18 protein-coding genes are annotated in these 19,762 nt (G+C 45.9%); 2 read left to right on the forward strand and 16 right to left on the reverse strand.

Annotation, left to right across the window (positions count from 1 at the left end):
- Window positions 1-135 precede the first annotated feature (135 nt).
- From cyoD to QNH15_RS21505, 4 genes are read right to left on the reverse strand one after another with little or no spacing between them, the layout of a single operon-like run.
- Window positions 136-441: a cytochrome o ubiquinol oxidase subunit IV gene (gene cyoD / locus QNH15_RS21490; protein WP_129479870.1), complete on the reverse strand. Its 306-nt coding sequence runs from the start codon at window positions 439-441 to the stop codon at window positions 136-138.
- Window positions 442-1,041: a cytochrome o ubiquinol oxidase subunit III gene (gene cyoC, locus QNH15_RS21495; protein ID WP_283890429.1), complete on the reverse strand. Its 600-nt coding sequence runs from the start codon at window positions 1,039-1,041 to the stop codon at window positions 442-444.
- A complete protein-coding gene (locus QNH15_RS21500; RefSeq protein ID WP_283890431.1) occupies window positions 1,041-2,999 on the reverse strand; it encodes a cbb3-type cytochrome c oxidase subunit I in 1,959 nt (652 codons plus the stop codon). The genes cyoC and QNH15_RS21500 overlap by 1 nt, the downstream gene beginning before the upstream one ends.
- Window positions 3,000-3,020: 21 nt before the next feature.
- Window positions 3,021-3,938 (reverse strand): ubiquinol oxidase subunit II, encoded by a 918-nt coding sequence (locus tag QNH15_RS21505; RefSeq protein ID WP_283890433.1) that lies wholly within the window; start codon window positions 3,936-3,938, stop codon window positions 3,021-3,023.
- A 264-nt stretch (window positions 3,939-4,202) separates the two neighbouring features.
- Here QNH15_RS21505 and QNH15_RS21510 point away from each other — a divergent pair, with 264 nt between their 5' ends.
- Window positions 4,203-4,802 (forward strand): cupin domain-containing protein, encoded by a 600-nt coding sequence (locus tag QNH15_RS21510; RefSeq protein WP_283890435.1) that lies wholly within the window; start codon window positions 4,203-4,205, stop codon window positions 4,800-4,802.
- Window positions 4,803-4,855: 53 nt separating this feature from the next.
- Here the strand turns inward: QNH15_RS21510 and QNH15_RS21515 are convergent, their stop codons facing one another.
- The 6 genes from QNH15_RS21515 to QNH15_RS21540 form a co-directional block, all read right to left on the reverse strand.
- Window positions 4,856-6,052, reverse strand: coding sequence for a PDZ domain-containing protein (locus tag QNH15_RS21515; protein ID WP_283890437.1), 1,197 nt, complete (start codon window positions 6,050-6,052; stop codon window positions 4,856-4,858).
- A gap of 203 nt (window positions 6,053-6,255) precedes the next feature.
- On the reverse strand, window positions 6,256-7,716 hold the full coding sequence (locus QNH15_RS21520; RefSeq protein ID WP_283890439.1) for a S41 family peptidase: 1,461 nt from the start codon (window positions 7,714-7,716) through the stop codon (window positions 6,256-6,258).
- Window positions 7,717-7,869: 153 nt separating this feature from the next.
- Window positions 7,870-9,075 (reverse strand): murein hydrolase activator EnvC family protein, encoded by a 1,206-nt coding sequence (locus QNH15_RS21525; RefSeq protein WP_283890441.1) that lies wholly within the window; start codon window positions 9,073-9,075, stop codon window positions 7,870-7,872.
- 35 nt (window positions 9,076-9,110) lie between these two features.
- Window positions 9,111-10,004 (reverse strand): permease-like cell division protein FtsX, encoded by an 894-nt coding sequence (ftsX, locus tag QNH15_RS21530; RefSeq protein ID WP_283890442.1) that lies wholly within the window; start codon window positions 10,002-10,004, stop codon window positions 9,111-9,113.
- A complete protein-coding gene (ftsE, locus tag QNH15_RS21535) occupies window positions 9,994-10,680 on the reverse strand; it encodes a cell division ATP-binding protein FtsE (protein WP_176716388.1) in 687 nt (228 codons plus the stop codon). Before ftsE ends, ftsX begins: the two co-directional genes overlap by 11 nt.
- Before the next feature lie 466 nt (window positions 10,681-11,146).
- Window positions 11,147-12,019 carry a YitT family protein gene (locus QNH15_RS21540; protein ID WP_283890448.1) on the reverse strand — a complete coding sequence of 291 codons (873 nt, stop codon included), beginning with the start codon at window positions 12,017-12,019 and terminating at the stop codon, window positions 11,147-11,149.
- Window positions 12,020-12,249: 230 nt separating this feature from the next.
- Here QNH15_RS21540 and QNH15_RS21545 point away from each other — a divergent pair, with 230 nt between their 5' ends.
- Window positions 12,250-12,504 carry a hypothetical protein gene (locus QNH15_RS21545; RefSeq protein ID WP_283890450.1) on the forward strand — a complete coding sequence of 85 codons (255 nt, stop codon included), beginning with the start codon at window positions 12,250-12,252 and terminating at the stop codon, window positions 12,502-12,504.
- A 308-nt stretch (window positions 12,505-12,812) separates the two neighbouring features.
- Here the strand turns inward: QNH15_RS21545 and prfB are convergent.
- The 6 genes from prfB to hpf all read right to left on the reverse strand — a co-directional run bounded on the left by prfB (window position 12,813) and on the right by hpf (window position 19,740).
- A protein-coding gene (gene prfB, locus QNH15_RS21550) for a peptide chain release factor 2 (RefSeq protein ID WP_283890451.1) occupies window positions 12,813-13,914 on the reverse strand; the annotation gives its coding sequence in 2 pieces (ribosomal slippage) (window positions 12,813-13,841 and window positions 13,843-13,914; 1,101 coding nt in all).
- Window positions 13,915-14,040: 126 nt separating this feature from the next.
- A complete protein-coding gene (secA, locus tag QNH15_RS21555; RefSeq protein ID WP_283890452.1) occupies window positions 14,041-16,554 on the reverse strand; it encodes a preprotein translocase subunit SecA in 2,514 nt (837 codons plus the stop codon).
- A 327-nt stretch (window positions 16,555-16,881) separates the two neighbouring features.
- A complete protein-coding gene (locus QNH15_RS21560) occupies window positions 16,882-18,135 on the reverse strand; it encodes a dicarboxylate/amino acid:cation symporter (protein ID WP_283890453.1) in 1,254 nt (417 codons plus the stop codon).
- A 77-nt stretch (window positions 18,136-18,212) separates the two neighbouring features.
- On the reverse strand, window positions 18,213-18,656 hold the full coding sequence (locus QNH15_RS21565) for a GNAT family N-acetyltransferase (RefSeq protein ID WP_283890455.1): 444 nt from the start codon (window positions 18,654-18,656) through the stop codon (window positions 18,213-18,215).
- Between the two features lie 99 nt (window positions 18,657-18,755).
- On the reverse strand, window positions 18,756-19,034 hold the full coding sequence (locus QNH15_RS21570; protein WP_283890457.1) for a GNAT family N-acetyltransferase: 279 nt from the start codon (window positions 19,032-19,034) through the stop codon (window positions 18,756-18,758).
- A 151-nt stretch (window positions 19,035-19,185) separates the two neighbouring features.
- A complete protein-coding gene (gene hpf, locus QNH15_RS21575; RefSeq protein WP_283890459.1) occupies window positions 19,186-19,740 on the reverse strand; it encodes a ribosome hibernation-promoting factor, HPF/YfiA family in 555 nt (184 codons plus the stop codon).
- Between the last annotated feature and the right edge of the window lie 22 nt (window positions 19,741-19,762).

The raw sequence follows: 19,762 nt of genomic DNA on the forward strand, positions 1-19,762 counted from the left end.
ACTTATTTCAAGAAACGATCAATAATAAACAATGCAGAGACTTCCTCCACCTTTCTTCAAGAACAGCGACTACTAATCTCCTCACCGCCCTAAACCTCCCAACAACCGGCTCCACCAAGGGGACGGTCTATCACCTTAGTGAACTTGAGAGTTGAAGGTCATGATCCAGATGGAGCCGGCGACAATGGTGAACACCATGACCGCTCCGAGAACGAGTGCCATGACATGAAACCTTGGCTTCTCACCCTCCCTGATGTGCATGAAAAAGAAGAATTGGATGATCAATTGAAGCACGGCGATCAACAATATTGAAACGGTCAGCGCCGTTTTGCTCATCACGTGCTGGATCACGAGCCACAGCGGAATGGCCGTTAGAAGCAGCGAAAACAAGAATCCAAGAATATACGTTTTGGCTGAACCGTGGTTTTCATGACTGCCCATTTACATCACCCCCAGCAAATAGACGACGGTAAAGATGAAGATCCAGACCACATCGAGAAAGTGCCAGTACAGTCCGACGATGGTGACCTTTTCTTTTGTCAGCGAGTCAATGCCATGCCGGCCAATCTGCACCATCACACCGATCATCCAGATCAATCCAAAGGATACATGAAGGCCGTGCGTACCGACCAGTGTGAAAAAGGAAGAGAGAAACCCGTTCGTTGAGATTTTTGCCCCTTCGGACGCCATCTTGGCAAACTCTGTGATCTCAAGTCCTACAAATGACAACCCGAGCAAAACGGTAACCGCAAGCCAGCCAAGGAGCTGCTTTTTGCTGCCTTTATGCATGGCGAGTGAGGCAAGACCGCTCGTAAAGCTGCTCACGAGCAGAATAAAGGTCTCTGCGGTGAAGCCCTTCACCTCGAACAGCTCCCGCCCGGTTAAATCGCCGTCCGTATGTGTCCGCAAAACGGCATATACGGCGAACAAACAAGCGAAAATAATACAGTCAGTCACGAGAAAAATCCAAAATCCAAGCAGTTTAAACGTATCGTGCTGGTGCTCGTGATGAGCATCCACTGAGATAGCTGATTGTGCCATCACACAACCCTCCCTAAAGAAGCCTCTGTCCGTTTGATTTCATCTACAGGAATGTAGTAATCCGTGTTTCTCTGGAAGGAACGGGCCAGCAAACAAATACCAACTCCAGCAAGCCCGGCAACTCCCATCCAAATCCACTCGAACGTAAGTCCGAATCCGGCCACAAACCAGCATGCCGACATCAGAAACGGAATCCCTGAGTTTTTCGGCATATGAATCGGTGTATATTCTTTGATGTTGTCCTGAACGGCAGCTCCATATCTGTGATTTTTCATGTCCCACCAGGCATCGTCACTTTTTACTTCAGGAAGATGGGCAAAGTTATAGTGTGGCGCAGGCGACGGGATCGACCATTCCAGTGTCCGTCCGTTCCATGGATCGCCTGTCAGATCCCGCTCACCACGCTTGATGCTGTAGAGAATCTGCCAGACCTGAAAGACGAATCCGATTCCCATCAGAAAGGCACCAGCAGTTGACACCATGTTATACGGCGCCCAGCCCATATCCCAGCCGTACGTGTATACGCGGCGGGTCATACCCATGAATCCAAGGGCATATTGCGGCATAAAACATACATAAAAGCCGATGTTCCATGTCCAGAAAGCCCATTTTCCAATGCGGTCGTTCAGTTTGAACCCGAACATTTTCGGCCACCAATAATAAAGTCCGGCCAAGTATCCGAAAACGACACCGCCAATCAGCGTCTGGTGGAAGTGGGCAATCAGGAAGTAGCTGTTATGGTACTGGTAATCTGCAGGCGCTGCCGCAAGCATCACACCGGTTGCCCCGCCGACGAGAAAACAAGGAATAAATGCGAGCGTCCAGAGCATGGGCTGCGTCATCGTGATTCGTCCCCGGAACATGGTGAACAGCCAGTTGAATATCTTAACCCCTGTCGGAATACCGATTGCCATCGTTGTGATCGCAAAGAACGTATTTACATCGGCTCCGGCCCCCATGGTGAAAAAGTGGTGGACCCAGGTGAAATAACCGAGTACCGAGATGATCATCATGGAAAAAACCATCGATTTGTAGCCAAAGATTTTCTTTTTGGAGAACGTGCTGACGATCTCGGAATAAATGCCAAACGCCGGGAGGACAACGATATACACTTCAGGATGTCCCCACATCCAGATCAGGTTGACATACATCATCGGATTTCCGCCGCCTGTAGCTGTAAAGATATGAGCACCGAAAAAGCGGTCAACAAACAACAACGCGAGTGTTACTGTCAATACCGGGAATGCAAAGATGATGGTGATGCAGCTGGAAAGAACCGACCATGTGAACAGCGGCATCTGCATCAATTTCATTCCGGGTGCGCGCATTTTTAAAATGGTCACGAGGAAGTTGATGCCGGTCGCCAGGCTGCCGATTCCGGAAATTTGAATTCCCCAGATATAAAAGTTCTGTCCCGGGCCGGGGCTTCCGGCCAATTCGGAAAGCGGAGGATAGCTGAGCCAGCCTGCGTCCGGAGATCCGCCAATCACAAAGGACAAGTTAAAGAGCAATGCGCCGAAAAAGAACAGCCAGAAGCTCATCGCATTCAGGAACGGATACGCCACGTCCCTGGCTCCGATTTGCAGCGGAATAACAATGTTAAAAAGTGCAAACATGAACGGCATCGCCATGAAAAGAATCATGATCGTTCCGTGTGTGGTGAAAATTTCATCGTAGTGCTGCGATTGCAGAAAATGAGTGTTCGGCATCGCAAGCTGCATCCTCATCAGGAGGGCATCCACCCCTCCCCTGAACAGCATGAGTAAGGACGACACCAGGTACATAATTCCGATTTTTTTATGATCGACAGTTGTGAGCCATTCGCGCCACAGCCAGCCCCATTTTTTGAAATACGTCAGAAAAATAAGAATGCCAAGCAGCGTGATGATTATGGATACATCTGCGCCATAGATAAGCGGGTCACCCGTTACAAAAAATCCTTTCGCTTTTTCTCCCACTTGTTTTTCCCCCTTTCGTTTCTATTCGTTATCGTTGTCCATCATCGACATGTCGTGTCCGCCGTGTTTCATTCCTGGCTTCATGTATTTGCCTCCATTGCGGTCGATCGTGTCGAGGAATAACTTCTCGGGATATGAAGAGTAGGTTTGCTTTTCCGCCAGGCCTTTTTGGGCAAGCTGCTGATATTTTGCTTCAGTCAGTGCAGGAGCGGTCTTTTTCACCTGTTTGGCCCAATGATTAAATCTAGCCTGTGGTTTGGCTACCACCTTAAACTTCATGTGTGCAAAGCCTTTTCCGGTAAAGTTGGCACCGGAGCCGTAATAGGTTCCCGGTTGATCCGCCTGAAGCCAAAGCCTCATCGCCATACCCGGCATGGTGTATTCCTGACCGCCAAGCTCAGGTACCCAGAACGAGTTCATCATCTGATCCGACGTTAAATGAAACTGGACCGGAACACCGGCTGGGATTTCGACATAGTTAACGGTAGCAATTTTTTGGTCCGGGTATTGAAACAGCCACTTCCAATCAAGAGAAGTTACCTGAATGGTGATCGGCTTCACATCCTCCACCGGCGGCCTTACAAGGGAGTAGGTAGTTTTTGCCGTGTACACACCCAAAATACCAATAATAATAATCGGAACTCCCCACCAGACAATTTCTAAAATTTTGCTGTCATTCCACTCCGGCGTATAAGGAGCTTTATTGCCCGGCTTATCGCGGTACCGATAAATGATAAAGATAAGCAGCCCCAACACTGGAATGACCACAACAGCACAAAGCACTGCGGATAAAATAATCAAATGTAGTTCCTTTTCCGCCACCGGGCCGGATGGATTGAAGATCAGATAGCGCCGGTCACAACCGGACAAAAACACCAGCAGACCTGCCGCCAGAACGGCTACCCTCCAAAGGCGGCCGGATGAAAATCGCTTGCTCATATGAACCTCTCCTTTCTTCTATTTACGTTTTCTCTTATGTGAAATAAGTACTATCTCATGCTATAACGATAGGGCTTATCTCATATGTGATAAATGTCACTGTTCCAGGCTGTTTTTATTTGTTGTGTGCGGATTGTCACAAAGTGGACAAACGAAATGAAAAAAGCCTGCCCGTGATGCAGGCAGGTCGATTAAGGATTCACGTTATATGGGCATTCGCATAGCCTAATGTAATCATGTCATGAGGGAAAGAAGGAATGGAATATGGCTCAAAACTTGAATTATACATCCCCTTCCGTGCAATTCAGCGCGACCATCAATACGAACGTCGTGACGAAAGACCGGCAAAATTACATTAATGTGCTGGGTATCAACGAGCTGAACACGCTGGACAATGTATCCCTGCTGGATATTTTTTTGAGCAGCAATAATGTGGTGGAACCTCATTATCACCAAAATGCGGCTGAATTGGTGTACTGCATTTCGGGTGCTGCTGTCGTTTCCATTTTCAACCCTTTCACCAAACAATTTATGCATTTTTCCATCGCTCCCGGGCAAGTGGCCAACGTTCCTCAAGGCTGGTGGCATTATGAAGTAGCCACCACGGATCAAACCCATCTGCTGGCCATTTTTAACTCGCCAACACCTGATGTCATTTTGGGGTCAGATCTGCTCAAGTTTACCCCTGCCAATATCATGGCCCACACTTATTGCATGAACGAAAATCAATGGCAGCAAACGGTAAACCCTGTGCAGCCCACCATGTTCATCGGCCCTCCAACGGACTGCGGCAATCGACCGGAGCCACAAAACGCCATCCGATATTATCAACAGCCGCATTACCAGCCACCATACGGTTCATAGCAAAAAAGGCATACCCGCACATGGGCATGCCTTTTTCTTTGTTGCTTTCTTGTTTACGAAACTTCCACACTCTTTCTCTCGGTTACTTCGTGAACGAACAGCAAACCCAATTCATGGTGTTCGTTTTCGTAAAGTGAACGCTGGGCAAACCTGATTTCCCCCTGGTGGTCAAGAATCTCGAGTTTACAGAACGCGGCATTGATCTGCAGCGCCTGGTAAAATTCGCTCTCATTGTTCAGGGAAACACCGTTTACCTTCATAACCACTTCGCCCACCTGAATCCCCATCTTTGCAGCAGGGGTACCCGGCACAACACCGAGAACCACAAGGCCATTGTTGCGGCGTGTAAAGAAGGGTTTCCCGTGATCGTCCTTCTGGCTGTTAATAACAGTAATCAGTTCCCGGCCAAGCATTCCACCAATAAGGGCGATGACAGCAAGGAGCGGAAGATCGGTAAACACACCGACAAGGGTGATAACCACGATCAATGCGCCCAGCGCCAATACCTGCTTACCTGTAGCTTTAATCGCTTCCTGTGGCAGCGAATGGGCATTCAGCTGACGAAAGCCCACAGCAAACGGAACGAGCAGGATGGAGTAGCCAACCGCCTGCATTCCGAACATCGGCCAGTCTCCCTGCGCCGGAATAGCGCCCATGGGGATCAGCAAAAATTGCGGTACAAGCCAAAACCGTGTCGCTTCATGGGCACCGATATACTGCCCCCTCTTTCCTTTCAGCAGCCGGGGTGACGTCCTGCTGGAGCCTTTCCAGATAATCAATATTCCTTCCTGTATGACCAGCATGGCCATCAGGATGCCGAGTGAATCAAGCGGTGTGCTCTGTACATCCCTGACCCACTTGTCAATAAAATCAGTACCTGTCTCAAACCCCGGAAGAAACAGGGCAACAATGGAAGCCAGTCCGATCGCATAAGCAGGGTTAAGAAACCTGGTTTTCATGGTCAAACCGAGCAGCAAATACATTAACCCGATTAAAGCAACCATTCCCATCGGAATCGCGATACCTGTCCCAAGCAGGACAGCCGAGAACAGAACACCGATCAACAGACCGGGAAAAAAGGATTGAATCAAGTTATCAATCACCGGATGGACTTTTACTTTAAATTCTCTCCTTTCCCGTTTAACCCGCTTAAAGCCGATCACAAAAGCAAGAATCACAAATACGTATGAAAGTGGATGCAAAAAAAGACCCGCTATTCCATCAAGCAGTTCTTTAAAGTAAATATCCATGGAACAAATCTCTCCTTAAAGCATCTTTTCTTAATTATTTTTAGTCGATTCCGGCATCCGCCTGGAATGTTATTTTCAAAAAGTTTATCTCATTAATCTTTATAAGTATAACCTGAAAAGATGTCGGAGTGTTAGAAAATGTGTGGATTTTGTAAATTCATTCATAAGAAAACCCGCAAGCCTCGAGCCTGCGGGTTTTCTCTTTAGTTCTTTTTGTTTGCCGCAATTTCCAATGCCGTTTGAAGCTGGAGATCGTTTTTCTTGTTACGGACTTGAGTAATGATTTTGCTTTCGATCTCACCCGCTGTTTTTTGATCAATTTTTCCGGATGGAGTTAGTTTGTTGGCTTTCTGGAAAGCTGTAACGGCGGTTTCAGTTTTTTCATCAAAATATCCATCCGAACGGCCGGGATCAAAGCCCAGCCCTTTCAGCATTTTTTGTGCGGTTTTGACTTGTTCGCTGTTCATATCATATGCAAGTGGTTTTTCGATGCTGAGCGGGCTGGAATAGAAGTAAGCCGGCTGCTTCACCGCATAATTCGGTTTAATCCCTTTCTTGTGGATCCAGTTCCCATCCGGAGTCAGCCATTTGGCGAGGGTCAGCTTGACATTGCTGCCGTCCCCAAGATCAATGGTCTGCTGAACGGTTCCTTTACCGAACGTTTTTTCACCAACAAGCGGATATCCACCCGCTTCTTTCAACGCTCCTGCCATGATTTCAGAAGCGGATGCACTTCCCCCGTCAACGAGTCCGACGATCGGGTAGTCTTTCTTTTCTTTCAGTTCGGAAACATAGCGCTGCTTGTTTCCTTTGCGGTCCTGGATCTGAACAAACGGCTTGCCTTCAGGAATTATTTCCTTCAGCATGCTGTCCACCGCGTCCAGGTACCCTCCCGGATTCCCGCGGACATCGATGACCAGGCCTTGAATATCCTGGCCTTCCAGATCACTCAATTTTTTCTTAAAGTCCGACCCGGTGTCTTCCGAGAAGGAAGTAATGTTCAGCACCCCGATTTTCTTCCCGTCGACTTTCTGAACGTTCGAATAAACCGTTTCAATCGGAATGGTATCTCGTTTTACATCAATTTTCAAGGTGTCATTCACACCTTTTCGTTTGATGCCAAGTGTGACGGTTGACCCTTTTTTCCCACGTATTTTGAGGACTGCCTTGTACAGGTCGAGACCTTCCAGACTTTTTCCATCCACTGAAACAATTTGGTCATTTGGCTTTACTCCTGAACGTTCGGCAGGAGAATCCTTAAATGGAGCGATGACGGTCACTTTGCCATCGACCATGCTGACTTCCGTTCCAATTCCTTCAAAAGACGAATCCAGCGATTGGGTAAACTGGCTCGCCGTGTCTTCATCCATATAGACAGAGTAAGGATCTTTCAAGGTTTTTACCATTCCATCAATGGCACCTTCCAGCAATTTATCCGAACTCACCTTTTGGTAATACCTTGAGGAAATCAGCTGATAGGTCTTTTGAAGCTTTGCAAATTCCTCATCTTGGTTGACTGGTGCTTTCGTGCTCTTCAGTTCATTGACCGTTCCTGCATTGCCGATGGACTGGTCATTCTGTGACCACTTCATCCAGCCATACATGCCCCCCGCTCCAATTACAAGCGATAATACCATAAGAAGTGCAACAACTTTTCTTTTCAATTTCGCTCACCTCATTTGTTTGCAGAAAAAGGCATCACACCTTCCGGATGCGATGCCACTTTCAAAGTAAGAGATGGACCTGATGTATGTCCGCGTGACTCCTACTTTATATTATGAACAGCTTGTATTTTTATGTCCATATTTTTCTTCTGTTTACATATATGGACGAGGGTCAACGGCATTGGATTTGGATGCATTCCATGGCCCTTTGTGAAGTTCAAAGTGCAGATGCTGACCAAATGAATGTCCCGTGTTCCCCATATAGCCAATGAGCTGTCCGCGTTTTACCGAACCGCCCTGTACAACACGCTCTCTCATGTGGGCGTAAACCGTTGTCCAGGTCTGGCCGTTAATGTTATGCGTAACAAAGATTACATTTCCATAAGAGGAAGAGTAATCGGAACGGATCACTGTTCCGTCAGCCGCTGCATAAATCGGAACTTTTCCAGCCTGGGCGATATCCACGCCGGCATGGAACTTGTTCCAGCGTGAACCAATGCCAGAGGTGAAAACACCGGCTGCCGGCTTCATAATCATTCCAGAGCCTGTATTGGAAGCATTTTTCCCTGCGCTGCCGCTGGTGCTCTGTTGTTCACTTGCCTGTTTGGCGCGTGCCTTCTCTTCTTTAATGGCCTGCTCCTGGCTGTTTAACAACTCAGCCGCATTTTCGTATTTTTCAACGTCGTCTTCAATCTTGGAATGCTTTTTCTTTAAGGATGCCATCAATCTTGTTTTCTCTTTCTTTTGAGCATCCAGCTGCTTTTTCAAATCTTTCAGTTCTTTCATTTTATCTTCCAAAGCAGCAAGCTTGTCTTCAACCGTCTTTTTCTTATCTTCAAGCAGTTCTTTGTCCTTCTTTTGCTCTTCAAGAAGCTGGCGGTCCTGATCGGCAATCAGATTTAACGCTACTACCCGGTCAAGGAAATCACCGAAATTCTTGGATCCAAGCACTACCTCAAGATACTGGACTGCTCCGCCGCTTTGATACATGGAGTTGATCCGGTCCTTTAAGAGCTTGTCCCGTTTATCAATTCGTTTTTGAACAACCTCAATTTCCTTTTTCAGCTGCTCCACTTGATCTTTTGTATTATGAATCTCTGTTTCTTTTTTGGTGATCTTGCTTTCCGTATCAGCGGTTGATTGATCGATTCGTGCAATTTCATTTCGTGTTGCTTCCTGGTTCTTTTCATTTAGTTTAAGCTTTTCGTTTGCTGCGTCTTGTTTCTTCTTATTCGCCTCTTTTTTCTCTTTAATACTCTTTAGCGTTTCTGCGCTGGCTGTCGTAGATGATTGGTATGCTGTAATACCGCTAAGAGCGAGGCTCAATGATAGTGTTAATCCTGCGATCTTTCTATTCAACTCAAGTCCTCCCCTTTTCTACCCCTGTAATTGAATTATACTTTTAGGAATTTGCGTACGGAAGTCATGCTTCCCCATACTCCAATCAATCCTCCGATTACGGCCAGCATTATAGAAAGCTGAAGCACCATCGGATAGACCGGCAATAATTTAACGAACACGGTATCAAGCTGGTTGTTCACTTGTCCATGCAGGAACTCGTATCCAAATATCACCACGAGAATCGGGATAATCGATCCCATCAGACCAAGGGTAAAGCCTTCAATAAAGTACGGCCAACGGATAAATCCGTTTGTAGCTCCTACCAGTTTCATAATTTCAATTTCTTTGCGGCGGGAAAGAATTGTAAGTTTAATCGTGTTGGAAATGAGGAACATTGCTGTAAAGATCAATCCAACGATCAGTACGAGTCCGACATTTCTGGCTACGCCTGTCACTTTGAACAATCGCTCAACGGTTCCCTGTCCGTAATCTACTTTCTTGATATGATCATACTTTTCAATTTCAGAAGCGACAGTTGATGTATCCTGAGGCTTCTTGGTTTTAATGATGAAGGCATCTGGTAATGGATTCTCATTTTTTAAGGAAGAGAAAGCCTTCCCTTCATCTCCAAGACTTTTAATCAATTCCTGAAGTCCGTCTTCCTTGGACTGGAATTTGACTTCATTCACATTCGGGATTTGCTCCATTTTCTGCTGCAAATCGTTATATTCGCTTTGTTTGGTCGTGCGGTCAATATACGCCCGAATTTCCACATCGCCTTCAATCTGGCTGGCGAGATGGTTCAAGTTCAATAGCACCACTAGAAAAACGCCGACAAGCAATAAAGTAACTGTTACCGCACTAACGGAGGCAAATGACATCCAGCCATTTCTTCCGAGACTTTTAAATGCTTCTGCAAAGTGACGTTTTAGGGTTCTAGATTTCATACCCGTATTCCCCCTTCTGTTCGTCACGCACGATTCTGCCGCCTTCAATGGCAATTACGCGCTTTTTGAAACTGTTCACAATATCTTTATTATGGGTGGCCATAACTACCGTTGTGCCACGTTCATTAATTTCTTTAAAAATGTCCATGATCTCCCAAGCCGTTTCCGGATCAAGGTTCCCTGTCGGTTCATCCGCAATGATAACCGGAGGATGGTTGACGATGGACCGTGCAATGGATACACGCTGCTGTTCTCCGCCTGATAGTTCATCAGGAAAAGAACGTGCCTTATTCTTCAACCCTACGAGATCAAGAACTTCCATGACCCTCTGGCGAATGACTTTCGGCGATTCTTCAATGACTTCAAGCGCAAAAGCGACGTTCTCATATACAGTCAGCTTCGGCAGCAATTTGAAATCCTGAAAAATGACGCCAATTTTTCTGCGCATTTTTGGAATATGCCGTTCTCTCAGCTTCGCAAGATCGGTCCCCTGAATAAGAATGGAACCTTTTGTCGGTTTTTCTTCCCGGTACATGCACTTAACGAAAGTGGATTTGCCGGCACCGCTTGGCCCGACTACATAAACAAATTCACCTTTATCTATGTAGATATCAATCCCGTTTAAGGCCATCACGCCATTGGGATATGTTTTCCATACATCCTTCATTTCTATCAACGTAATTCACTTCCTTATTTCATGAACTCTAATTTCCCCAACCACTTTTTTCATTCGACAATCTATTTTAACCAATTCATATAAAACTGGTGTTTTTTCCCGTAATTCCTATTATAACATCGGATTTTGCGATTTTTATTACAGTTTGATTTCAAGTTAGTAACTTCTTGAATCAAAACAAGGGACTATTTACCTATCTTTCAGGTCTGCCGCCAAAGAAAATCCGACAGCTTTCGCATTCTTTAGAAAACATGCGGGGACGGCCTGTTTCCTTGCCATGCCGGTATTTAACTTGAACAGTTTTTTATAGTTAACAAACATACCCTTTCGCCTGTACTAGCCCTGTCTTGTCGGTAGAAGTGAAAGAATTAAGCCATATCCATAATTTCTCAATATTTCGCATCCTTTTTCACCGAAAAAAAAGAAGCGTTTGAAATTGAGATCCAACCGCTTCTTATCGTTAAATTTATGCTCGTTTGAATCCTTCCCCCAGCACTTCGTTTGCATTAAGCAGGATGACGAATGCGGAAGGATCCACTCCTTTTACATACTGTTTTAATTTTGTCACTTCGTATTGTGCAACAACGCACATCAGCATCGGGCGCTCGTCCTGTGTATAACCGCCAAGCGCATTGATCTTGGTCACACCACGATAAAGGTCAGTCAGGATTCCCTGCCTCATTTCTTCTTCCTGGTCTGAAATAATCAAAGCGACTTTGGACACTCCAAGCCCCATCTGGACCACATCAATCGTTTTTGCGGTTAAGAACATGGCAATTAGTGCGTAAAGGGCTTTTTCCAGACCAAAAACAAGGGCTGACGTCAGCACGATGGTTCCATCGATAAAGAGGATACATGTTCCAAGCGATATTCCGAAATATTTATGAATAATCTGGGCGAGCAAGTCTACACCGCCTGTTGAAGCCTTGCCTCTGAAGACAATGCCAAGGCCGGCCCCGACACCCAATCCGCCAAATAAAGCACCGAGCAAGGGGTCATTCGTCGCAGCTCCCCAGCCAGTGAAAAGAAAAACAAACAAGGGCAGCACCACAGTACCAATCAGTGTTTTTGCGCCAAATTGTTTTCCGAGAAAAATAATACCTGCAAAAAACAACGGAATATTCAATGCCCATTGCACGTAGGAAGGATCCCAGCCGGCCACCCATTTCAGGATGGTGCTGATCCCGCTGACACCGCCGGAAGCAATTTTATTGGGCAATAAAAAAACAGAAAAAGCCAGGGCAACAAAAGCAGACCCGATCACTACAAAAATATATTCCAAAGCGAGTTCTGCTTTTGGCGGCAAAACTCCTCTGCGTCTTCGCAAAGCTGTCATCATTCGTTCATTTACCTACTTTCCGAACGTTCTCTAGTTGTAAAACCATAAAACCCGACTCATTATATCACTACTAGTCTGCCCTGTGAATGAGATTCCGATGACGCGGTAAAGGAATAAATGGAAGGGGTATTCCTACTATTTTACTTTTGTCGAAAGATTCTTAACATTTTCGGACAAGATTCGGTTAAAATTGAACTAAACTCCGAGACAGAAAGGGCGATGTTTAAAAAATGGATGAGAAAAAGATGTATCTTCTCATTTTGCAGCGTATGGAGGAAGCACTGAGCAGACTGGATGTGTATCAAAAAAAGCTGGACACAATGGAACACAATTTTGACCGGTTTGAACAGGATTTGGATCATTATCATTCGGCGGTGCTTCAGCGCTTTGAACAGATGGAACATTATATTTCCTACCTTGAACATGAAATTGAGGTTCTGCAGCGCAGTGTACCTATACCTGAACAATCCCTGCCCCTTCAATAAACTACATATCCATGCAAAAAAAGCAGCCCGGTGAAAACTCCGGGCTGCTTTTTCATCATCTCATAAAACCAAAAAGGGGCTATCCAAAAAGTCTGGAAGCCGTTGATTTTCGTTCCAGGCCGCTCGCTTTCCGTGGGGCGTGCGGTGAGCCTCTTGGCGCTCGCGCCTGCGGGAGTCTCACCTGTCACGCTAGTCCCACAGGAGTCTCGCGCCTTCCACTACAATCAACTTTCCTGGAAGCTTTTTACGCAAAAAGGAGCTGCCTGAAGGTCAATTTTTGACTTTCAGGACAGCTCCTTTTACAAAAATTATTTAATCTGCGAACGAAGGTATGCATCAATAAAGGATTCAATATCTCCGTCCATTACCGCTTGAACGTTCCCCATCTCGGTGTTGGTGCGATGGTCTTTGACCATGCTGTACGGGTGGAACACATAAGAGCGGATCTGGCTTCCCCAGCCGATCTCTTTTTGTTCCCCGCGGATTTCCGCCAATTCGGCTTGCTGTTCTTCAATCTTGCGCTGCAGCAGTTTGGCCTTCAGCATTTTCATGGCACGATCACGGTTCTTAATCTGTGAACGTTCCGTTTGGCAGGATACGACGGTGTTTGTCGGGATATGCGTAATACGAACGGCCGAGTCCGTCGTATTTACATGCTGTCCGCCTGCGCCGCTGGCACGGTACGTATCCACTTTCAAATCTTCCGTACGAACATCAATTTCTGCATCATCATTAAGTTCAGGAACCACATCGCAAGAAACGAACGATGTATGACGGCGGCCTGATGAGTCAAACGGGGAGATTCGCACTAAACGGTGAACCCCTTTTTCCGCTTTCAAATAGCCATAGGCATTGTGGCCTTTGATGCCAAGGGTAACGCTTTTAACACCCGCTTCATCTCCCGGAAGATAATCCAGCGTTTCCACCTTAAATCCTTTTCGTTCCGCATAGCGGGTGTACATGCGAAGAAGCATGGAAGCCCAGTCCTGTGACTCCGTTCCGCCGGCACCCGGGTGAAGCTCAAGAATCGCATTGTTTTTGTCGTGCGGCTGGTTTAAAAGCAGCGAGAGCTCAAACGTATTCAGCGCATCAACCAAATCTTTCAGATCGCGTTCCAGTTCTTTCTGCATGTCAGCATCAAACTCTTCCTTCAGCATATCATGCGCGACTTCCAAGTCCTCATAACGGCCGTTCAGATCTTCAAACTGGTTGACTTGCTCCTTTATTCCGTTGGCTTCACCGATCACGGTTTGTGCCGCGTTTTGGTCATCCCAAAATTCCGGTGCGCTCATCTTTTCGTCTAGCTCGGCTATTTTTGCCTTCTTTTGGTCGAGGTCAAAGAGACCCCCTGAAGTCCGCTAATCGCTTAGCCATAATATTGAGTTCCTGCTTAATTTCTACTAATTCCATCTCTGCCACCTCGTATTTTTGGTTCATCGTGAGTATATGCTTAGCTGTTGTAAATAGACACAGCAAAGAGAGTCTGGATCCTCCGACTCTCCCTGCACCTTTTCTTATTATATCATCCCGGGGGAATTAATTCTCCGCTCCATGACATTGTTTGTATTTTTTACCGCTTCCGCACGGGCAAAGAGCGTTGCGTCCGATGTCCTGTTTCTTTTTCACCGGCTTGCGCTTTGTTTCCTGCTTATCGCTCGGTACCACGGCTTTTCCTTCTGCCACTTGCTCACGCTGCATGTTTTGTTCAACTTGAGCTTTCATGATGTACATGGAAATCTCTTCTTCAATGGCCGCAACCATCGCTTCGAACATTTCAAAGCCTTCGAACTGGTACTCGCGAAGCGGATCATTCTGGCCATAGGCACGAAGGTGAATCCCCTGGCGCAGCTGTTCCATCTGGTCGATATGATCCATCCATTTGGAGTCAACGGCACGAAGGATAACCGCTTTTTCAAACTCGCGCATATGCTCAGGTTCAATAAGTGCTTCCTTTTCAGCAAAAGCAGCGTGTGCTTTTTCTTTCAGAAGCTCGATGATCTCTTCTTGATCAAGACCTTTAAGATCATCAGCTGTCACATCCTCTTCATTCAGGAAGGTTGCCACGGAATAGTTAACAATTTCGTCAAGATCCCATTCTTCCTGCACGATTTCTTCCTGCGTATGAGCTTTTACAATGCGGTCGATAGTGGAATCCACCATCTGGAGAACAATGTCCCCAAGGTTTTCGGCATCCAGAACTTCCTGACGCTGTTTGTAGATGATTTCACGCTGCTGTCTCATAACATCATCATATTGAAGCAACTGCTTACGGGCATCAAAGTTGGAGCCTTCCACCCGTTTTTGTGCGGATTCAACCGCTTTGGTAACCAGCTTACTTTCAATCGGCGTATCTTCATCCATTCCAAGGCGTTCCATCATGTTCATCATGTTGTCAGAGCCAAATCGGCGCATCAATTCATCTTCCATGGAAATGTAGAACTGAGAAGATCCCGGATCTCCCTGACGTCCTGAACGACCGCGAAGCTGATTGTCAATACGGCGGGATTCATGGCGCTCCGTACCAAGGATATGAAGGCCGCCGACTTCGCGAACTCCTTCTCCAAGCTTGATATCCGTACCACGGCCTGCCATGTTGGTCGCAATGGTCACCATGCCTTTATGGCCGGCGTTCTCAATGATTTCTGCTTCACGTTCATGGTTTTTCGCATTCAAAACATTATGCGGGATTCCTTTTTTGCGAAGCATCTGGGAAAGAAGTTCTGACGTTTCAACAGCAACCGTACCCACAAGAATCGGCTGGCCTGTTTCATGGCGTTCCTGAATTTCTTTAACAATGGCGCGGAATTTCCCTGCCATGGATTTATAGACAAAATCAGAATTATCAACACGGGCAATCGGACGGTTCGTGGGAATTGCCACGACTTCCATGTTGTAAATATTGCGGAATTCTTCTTCTTCCGTCTTCGCTGTACCCGTCATACCGGAAAGTTTGTTGTACATACGGAAATAGTTCTGGAACGTAATAGTCGCAAGCGTCATGCTCTCACGCTGGATTTCCAGACCTTCCTTTGCCTCGATGGCCTGGTGAAGCCCTTCACTGTAACGGCGCCCTGCCATCAAGCGGCCGGTGAAAGGGTCAACGATAACAACCTCGCCATCCTGAACTACATAATCAACATCCAAAACCATGATGACATTGGCCTTCAATGCCTGGTTAATATGGTGATTCAGCGTAACATGGTTATAATCATACAAGTTATCAATATTGAAATATTGCTCAGCTTTCGTAATTCCCTCTTCTGTAAGCTGAACATTTTTCGTTTTAATATCGACTGTGTAATCTTCTTCTTTTTTCAGTGTACGGACAAACATGTTAGCCATCATATACAACTCAGTTGACTTTTGAGCCGAACCGGAAATGATCAGCGGTGTACGCGCCTCGTCGACCAGGATGGAGTCAACCTCATCGACAATCGCATAGTTGAGAGGACGCTGAACCATTTGTTCCTTATAGACCACCATGTTATCCCGAAGGTAATCAAATCCGTATTCGTTGTTTGTTCCATAAGTAATGTCCGCGGCATACGCTTCCTGTTTTTCTTCTCTGGACATATCGGAAATGTTCAACCCGACAGTAAGGCCAAGGAAGTTATACAACGGGCTCATCAATTCGGAGTCACGGCGTGCAAGATATTCGTTGACCGTAACAACATGGACACCCTTGCCTTCAAGTGCATTCAAGTACACCGGCATGGTCGCCACAAGCGTTTTACCTTCACCTGTTTTCATTTCGGCAATGTTGCCTTCATGAAGAGCAGTTGCCCCCATGATCTGAACAGGATAAGGACGTAATCCGAGAATACGGTCAGCCGATTCACGTACTACCGCGAATGCCTCAGGAAGAAGAGCATCAAGAGATTCTCCGTTGGAGACGCGCTCTCTAAATTCCTCGGTCTTTTGGCTCAGTTCCTCATCCGAAAGACCTTTCAGGGCATCTCCCAGTCCGTCCACCTGGTCGGCAATTTTTTGGTATCTATTTAAATTTCGTTCGTTCGTGCTCGGGAAAATCTTTTTAAGCAATCCTATCATCTGCTAACGCTCCTCTGTTCAGGAAATAAGTGCTATTACTTATTCTATCAGTTTGTGAATTTTACGACAAGAAAGCCGAAACTTCTATGGCTGTCAATTCAATTATTTTACACGCTCTTTCACAAACTCTCTGATTCCCAGTATAAAGAAAAAACGATCCAAGTGGGGAAATGTAAAAGAATTTACAAAAAACCTTAACGTGACTTTTTGCCCTGTTCCTCCTTTTTTCGAAAGGGAATTTCCATCTAGGATGGACGTTCACAGGACCTTTTAAACCCTCAAATTATGTAAAAAAGGCACAGCCGTAATTGGCCGTGCCCGAAGGAATTATGCTCCCTTTTGTTCGCCAAGTCTCATGACGGTTTCTTTCATCCTTTTTTTACCTTCCACCAGACGTGCAGTAAGCATGCTGGCTACGTTGTCACCAGTTGCATTAAGAAGGGTGGCCGGCGGATCGATAATCGTGGAGATGGCAGCTGCGATCGGCAGTGCCTCCACAGGAAATCCGAACAAGGAAAGAATGAGCATTTCGCCAATCATTCCGCCTTGTGGGATCGCACCCATCACCATGCCAACAAGCAGGGAAACGACAAGCACAAGCAGGTAGTTTCCAATACCCGAAAAATCATGGCCGAAAATCCCGAAAAGGAATGTGATTTTAAGGACACCGCCCATAACTGAGCCGTCCTTATGAAGCGTTGCACCAAGCGGCACAGCCGTTTCACTAATGTCATCCGGAACACCCATCTTTTTCGAGGCTTCCAGGTTAACCGGGATGGAAGCGGCCGAACTGCAGGTGGCCAGAGCGGTTAACGATGGAGAAAGCATGTTTTTCCAGAAAAGGCGAACACCGTCTTTTCCGTTGGCCATAAGTGCATAAAGCGTAAAAATTCCAAAGAAATAAATAATAGCAAGTGGATAATAGTAAAGGACCGCACGGAAATAGGAACCAAGCAGCGTTGGCCCAAATTCACCGATCAGGGCAGCAAAGTACGCGCCAAGCCCGATTGGTGCATAATACATGACCAGACTGACCATCTTCAGCATCACTTCACTGCCTGATTTCAGGAAGGATGCGAACGGTTTTCCTTTTTCGCCAATCATGGTAACAGCGATACCCATTAGTACTGAAAATAAGATAAGAGCAAGCATGTTGTTGCGTGAAAACAGCTCGGAGAAATCCGAAACCGTCAGTGTTTGTACAATTTGATCCCCAATGGAAACCTTATCACCGGCATCTTCCGGTTTAACAAGATCGATGTTCACTCCTTTGGACGGTGAATAAATTTTCACACCGGCCATCGCGATGACAGAAGCCACAACCCCTGTAAAAAGGAACACGACCATCATTGAACCCATTACTTTTCCGAATCGCTTGACACCGCCCATTGATGCAATGGCTGATGAGATGGAAAAGAAGACAAGCGGAACAACGATCATAAACATCGCATTCAAAAATAAATCACCAAACGGCTTCAAAACAGCGGCTTCCTTGCCCTGTGTAAAACCTATGATGCAACCGATCACAATGGATAACAACAGTATGAGCGGAAAACGGTAGGTCTTTAGAATTTTTTTCATCTCAATATCCCCTTTTTCATGTTCATGTAGATTATAGGCATCATTGTCAAAAAACACAATGCGCAGCCGTTCATGTTCTAAAGCGAAAGGCGATAATAGTCCTGTATGTTATAGGACGTAAAACCACAGGATTCATAAAGTTTCAGGGCGTGTGCATTTTGTGTTTCCACTTCCAGGAACAGCGAATGACCTTTCGACTGTTCCAAGGAAATAAGAGAATTCAGTACACTCCGGCCAATCCCTTTTCCTTGCTCTGCCGGAGTAACTGCAAATCCGTAAATCCAGGCTTCCCCCGCTGCTGCGGCCACTCTTACTTTCCCTGCCGCTTTTCCGTTTTTCTCAATCACATACCGGTCCTGTCCTTTTTCATTTTTTATCCGCTGATTATACTCTTGGGCTTTTGAAAGCGAAAAGCCAAAGCATTCAACATCCAACTGCATCTCAAACTCAAGATCAGCGGGCCTCGTTGGTCTTAAAGAAACGTCATGTGATGCTTCAACGACTTTTTCCTGCCACTTCATCTGGTGTTCGGTAAAAGCGTATCCGCATGGCACTTGTTTTAAAAAGGCAAGGCCGGATGTTGAATTTGCCGGTGTATTGAGCAGGATTTCATCATACTCTTATTTGGCAACTTCTATGGCTTCCTTTAAAAGCTTTGTAAAAATTCCTTTTCTGCGGCAGGCGGGAAGCACCATTTCACATAGTTCAGCTTTGCTTCCAAATCCATAGATCCCCAGGAAGGCGCAAAGCTCCCCTTCCTCATAATGAAAAAAGTCCTCCTTTCTATTGCCATCACGCTGTTCAAGCATGTCCCAGTTCAATTTTAGTTGTAAATTTTCTTCGGCTTCGCATTGCTGCTGAAGTTTTTTTATTTCTGACAGCTGCTGTTGCAATTCCATGAAAAACCTCCGTTTCTGTATCCTTTTGTTTTCTCGCCTCACACAGAAAAGTCCTTTCTGATAAAAATGAAATACAGCAGAAAAGCCGGCAAAGAAACACATTTGTGTGCTCTTTTGCCGGCTGTTTTTTTTCGTTATTTAGAGTTAATGGTTATTCCGGGCTGATCAGGCCGTATCTTCCATCTTTTCGTTTATACACCACATTGGTCGTGCCGGTTTCTGCATGATTGTAAACAAAAAAGTTATGTCCAAGCAGATCCATTTGAAGAATGGCTTCCTCGGTATCCATTGGCTTAAGGTCAAAACGTTTTTCACGGACAATCTCAAATTCGTCTTCCTCTTCGTCCAAAACAATGGTTGTAGTGGCATCTGCACTGTTGGCAATCATTTCATGAATGCCTCCATTTTGTTTGGAACGACGGTTCACCTTTGTTTTATGTTTACGAATCTGACGCTCTAATTTTTCAATTACGAGGTCAATTGCCGCATACATATCGGTGTGGCTTTCCTCTGCTCTTAGCAGCAGCCCTGTCATCGGAATGGTTACCTCGACTGATTGAGTATTGTTGTAAACTTTTAGATTGACATATGCGTCAGTGTTCGGAGTTTCGTTAAAATAGCGCTTTAGTTTTGCAACTTTCTTTTCAACATATTCCCTTAAAGCTGGAGTCACCTCAATGTTTTCTCCACGAATGTTAAATTGCATATCTTAACTCCTCCTTCCGTGA

Source organism: Fictibacillus enclensis, from assembly GCF_030123385.1.
Lineage (GTDB): Bacteria > Bacillota > Bacilli > Bacillales > Fictibacillaceae > Fictibacillus_C > Fictibacillus_C enclensis.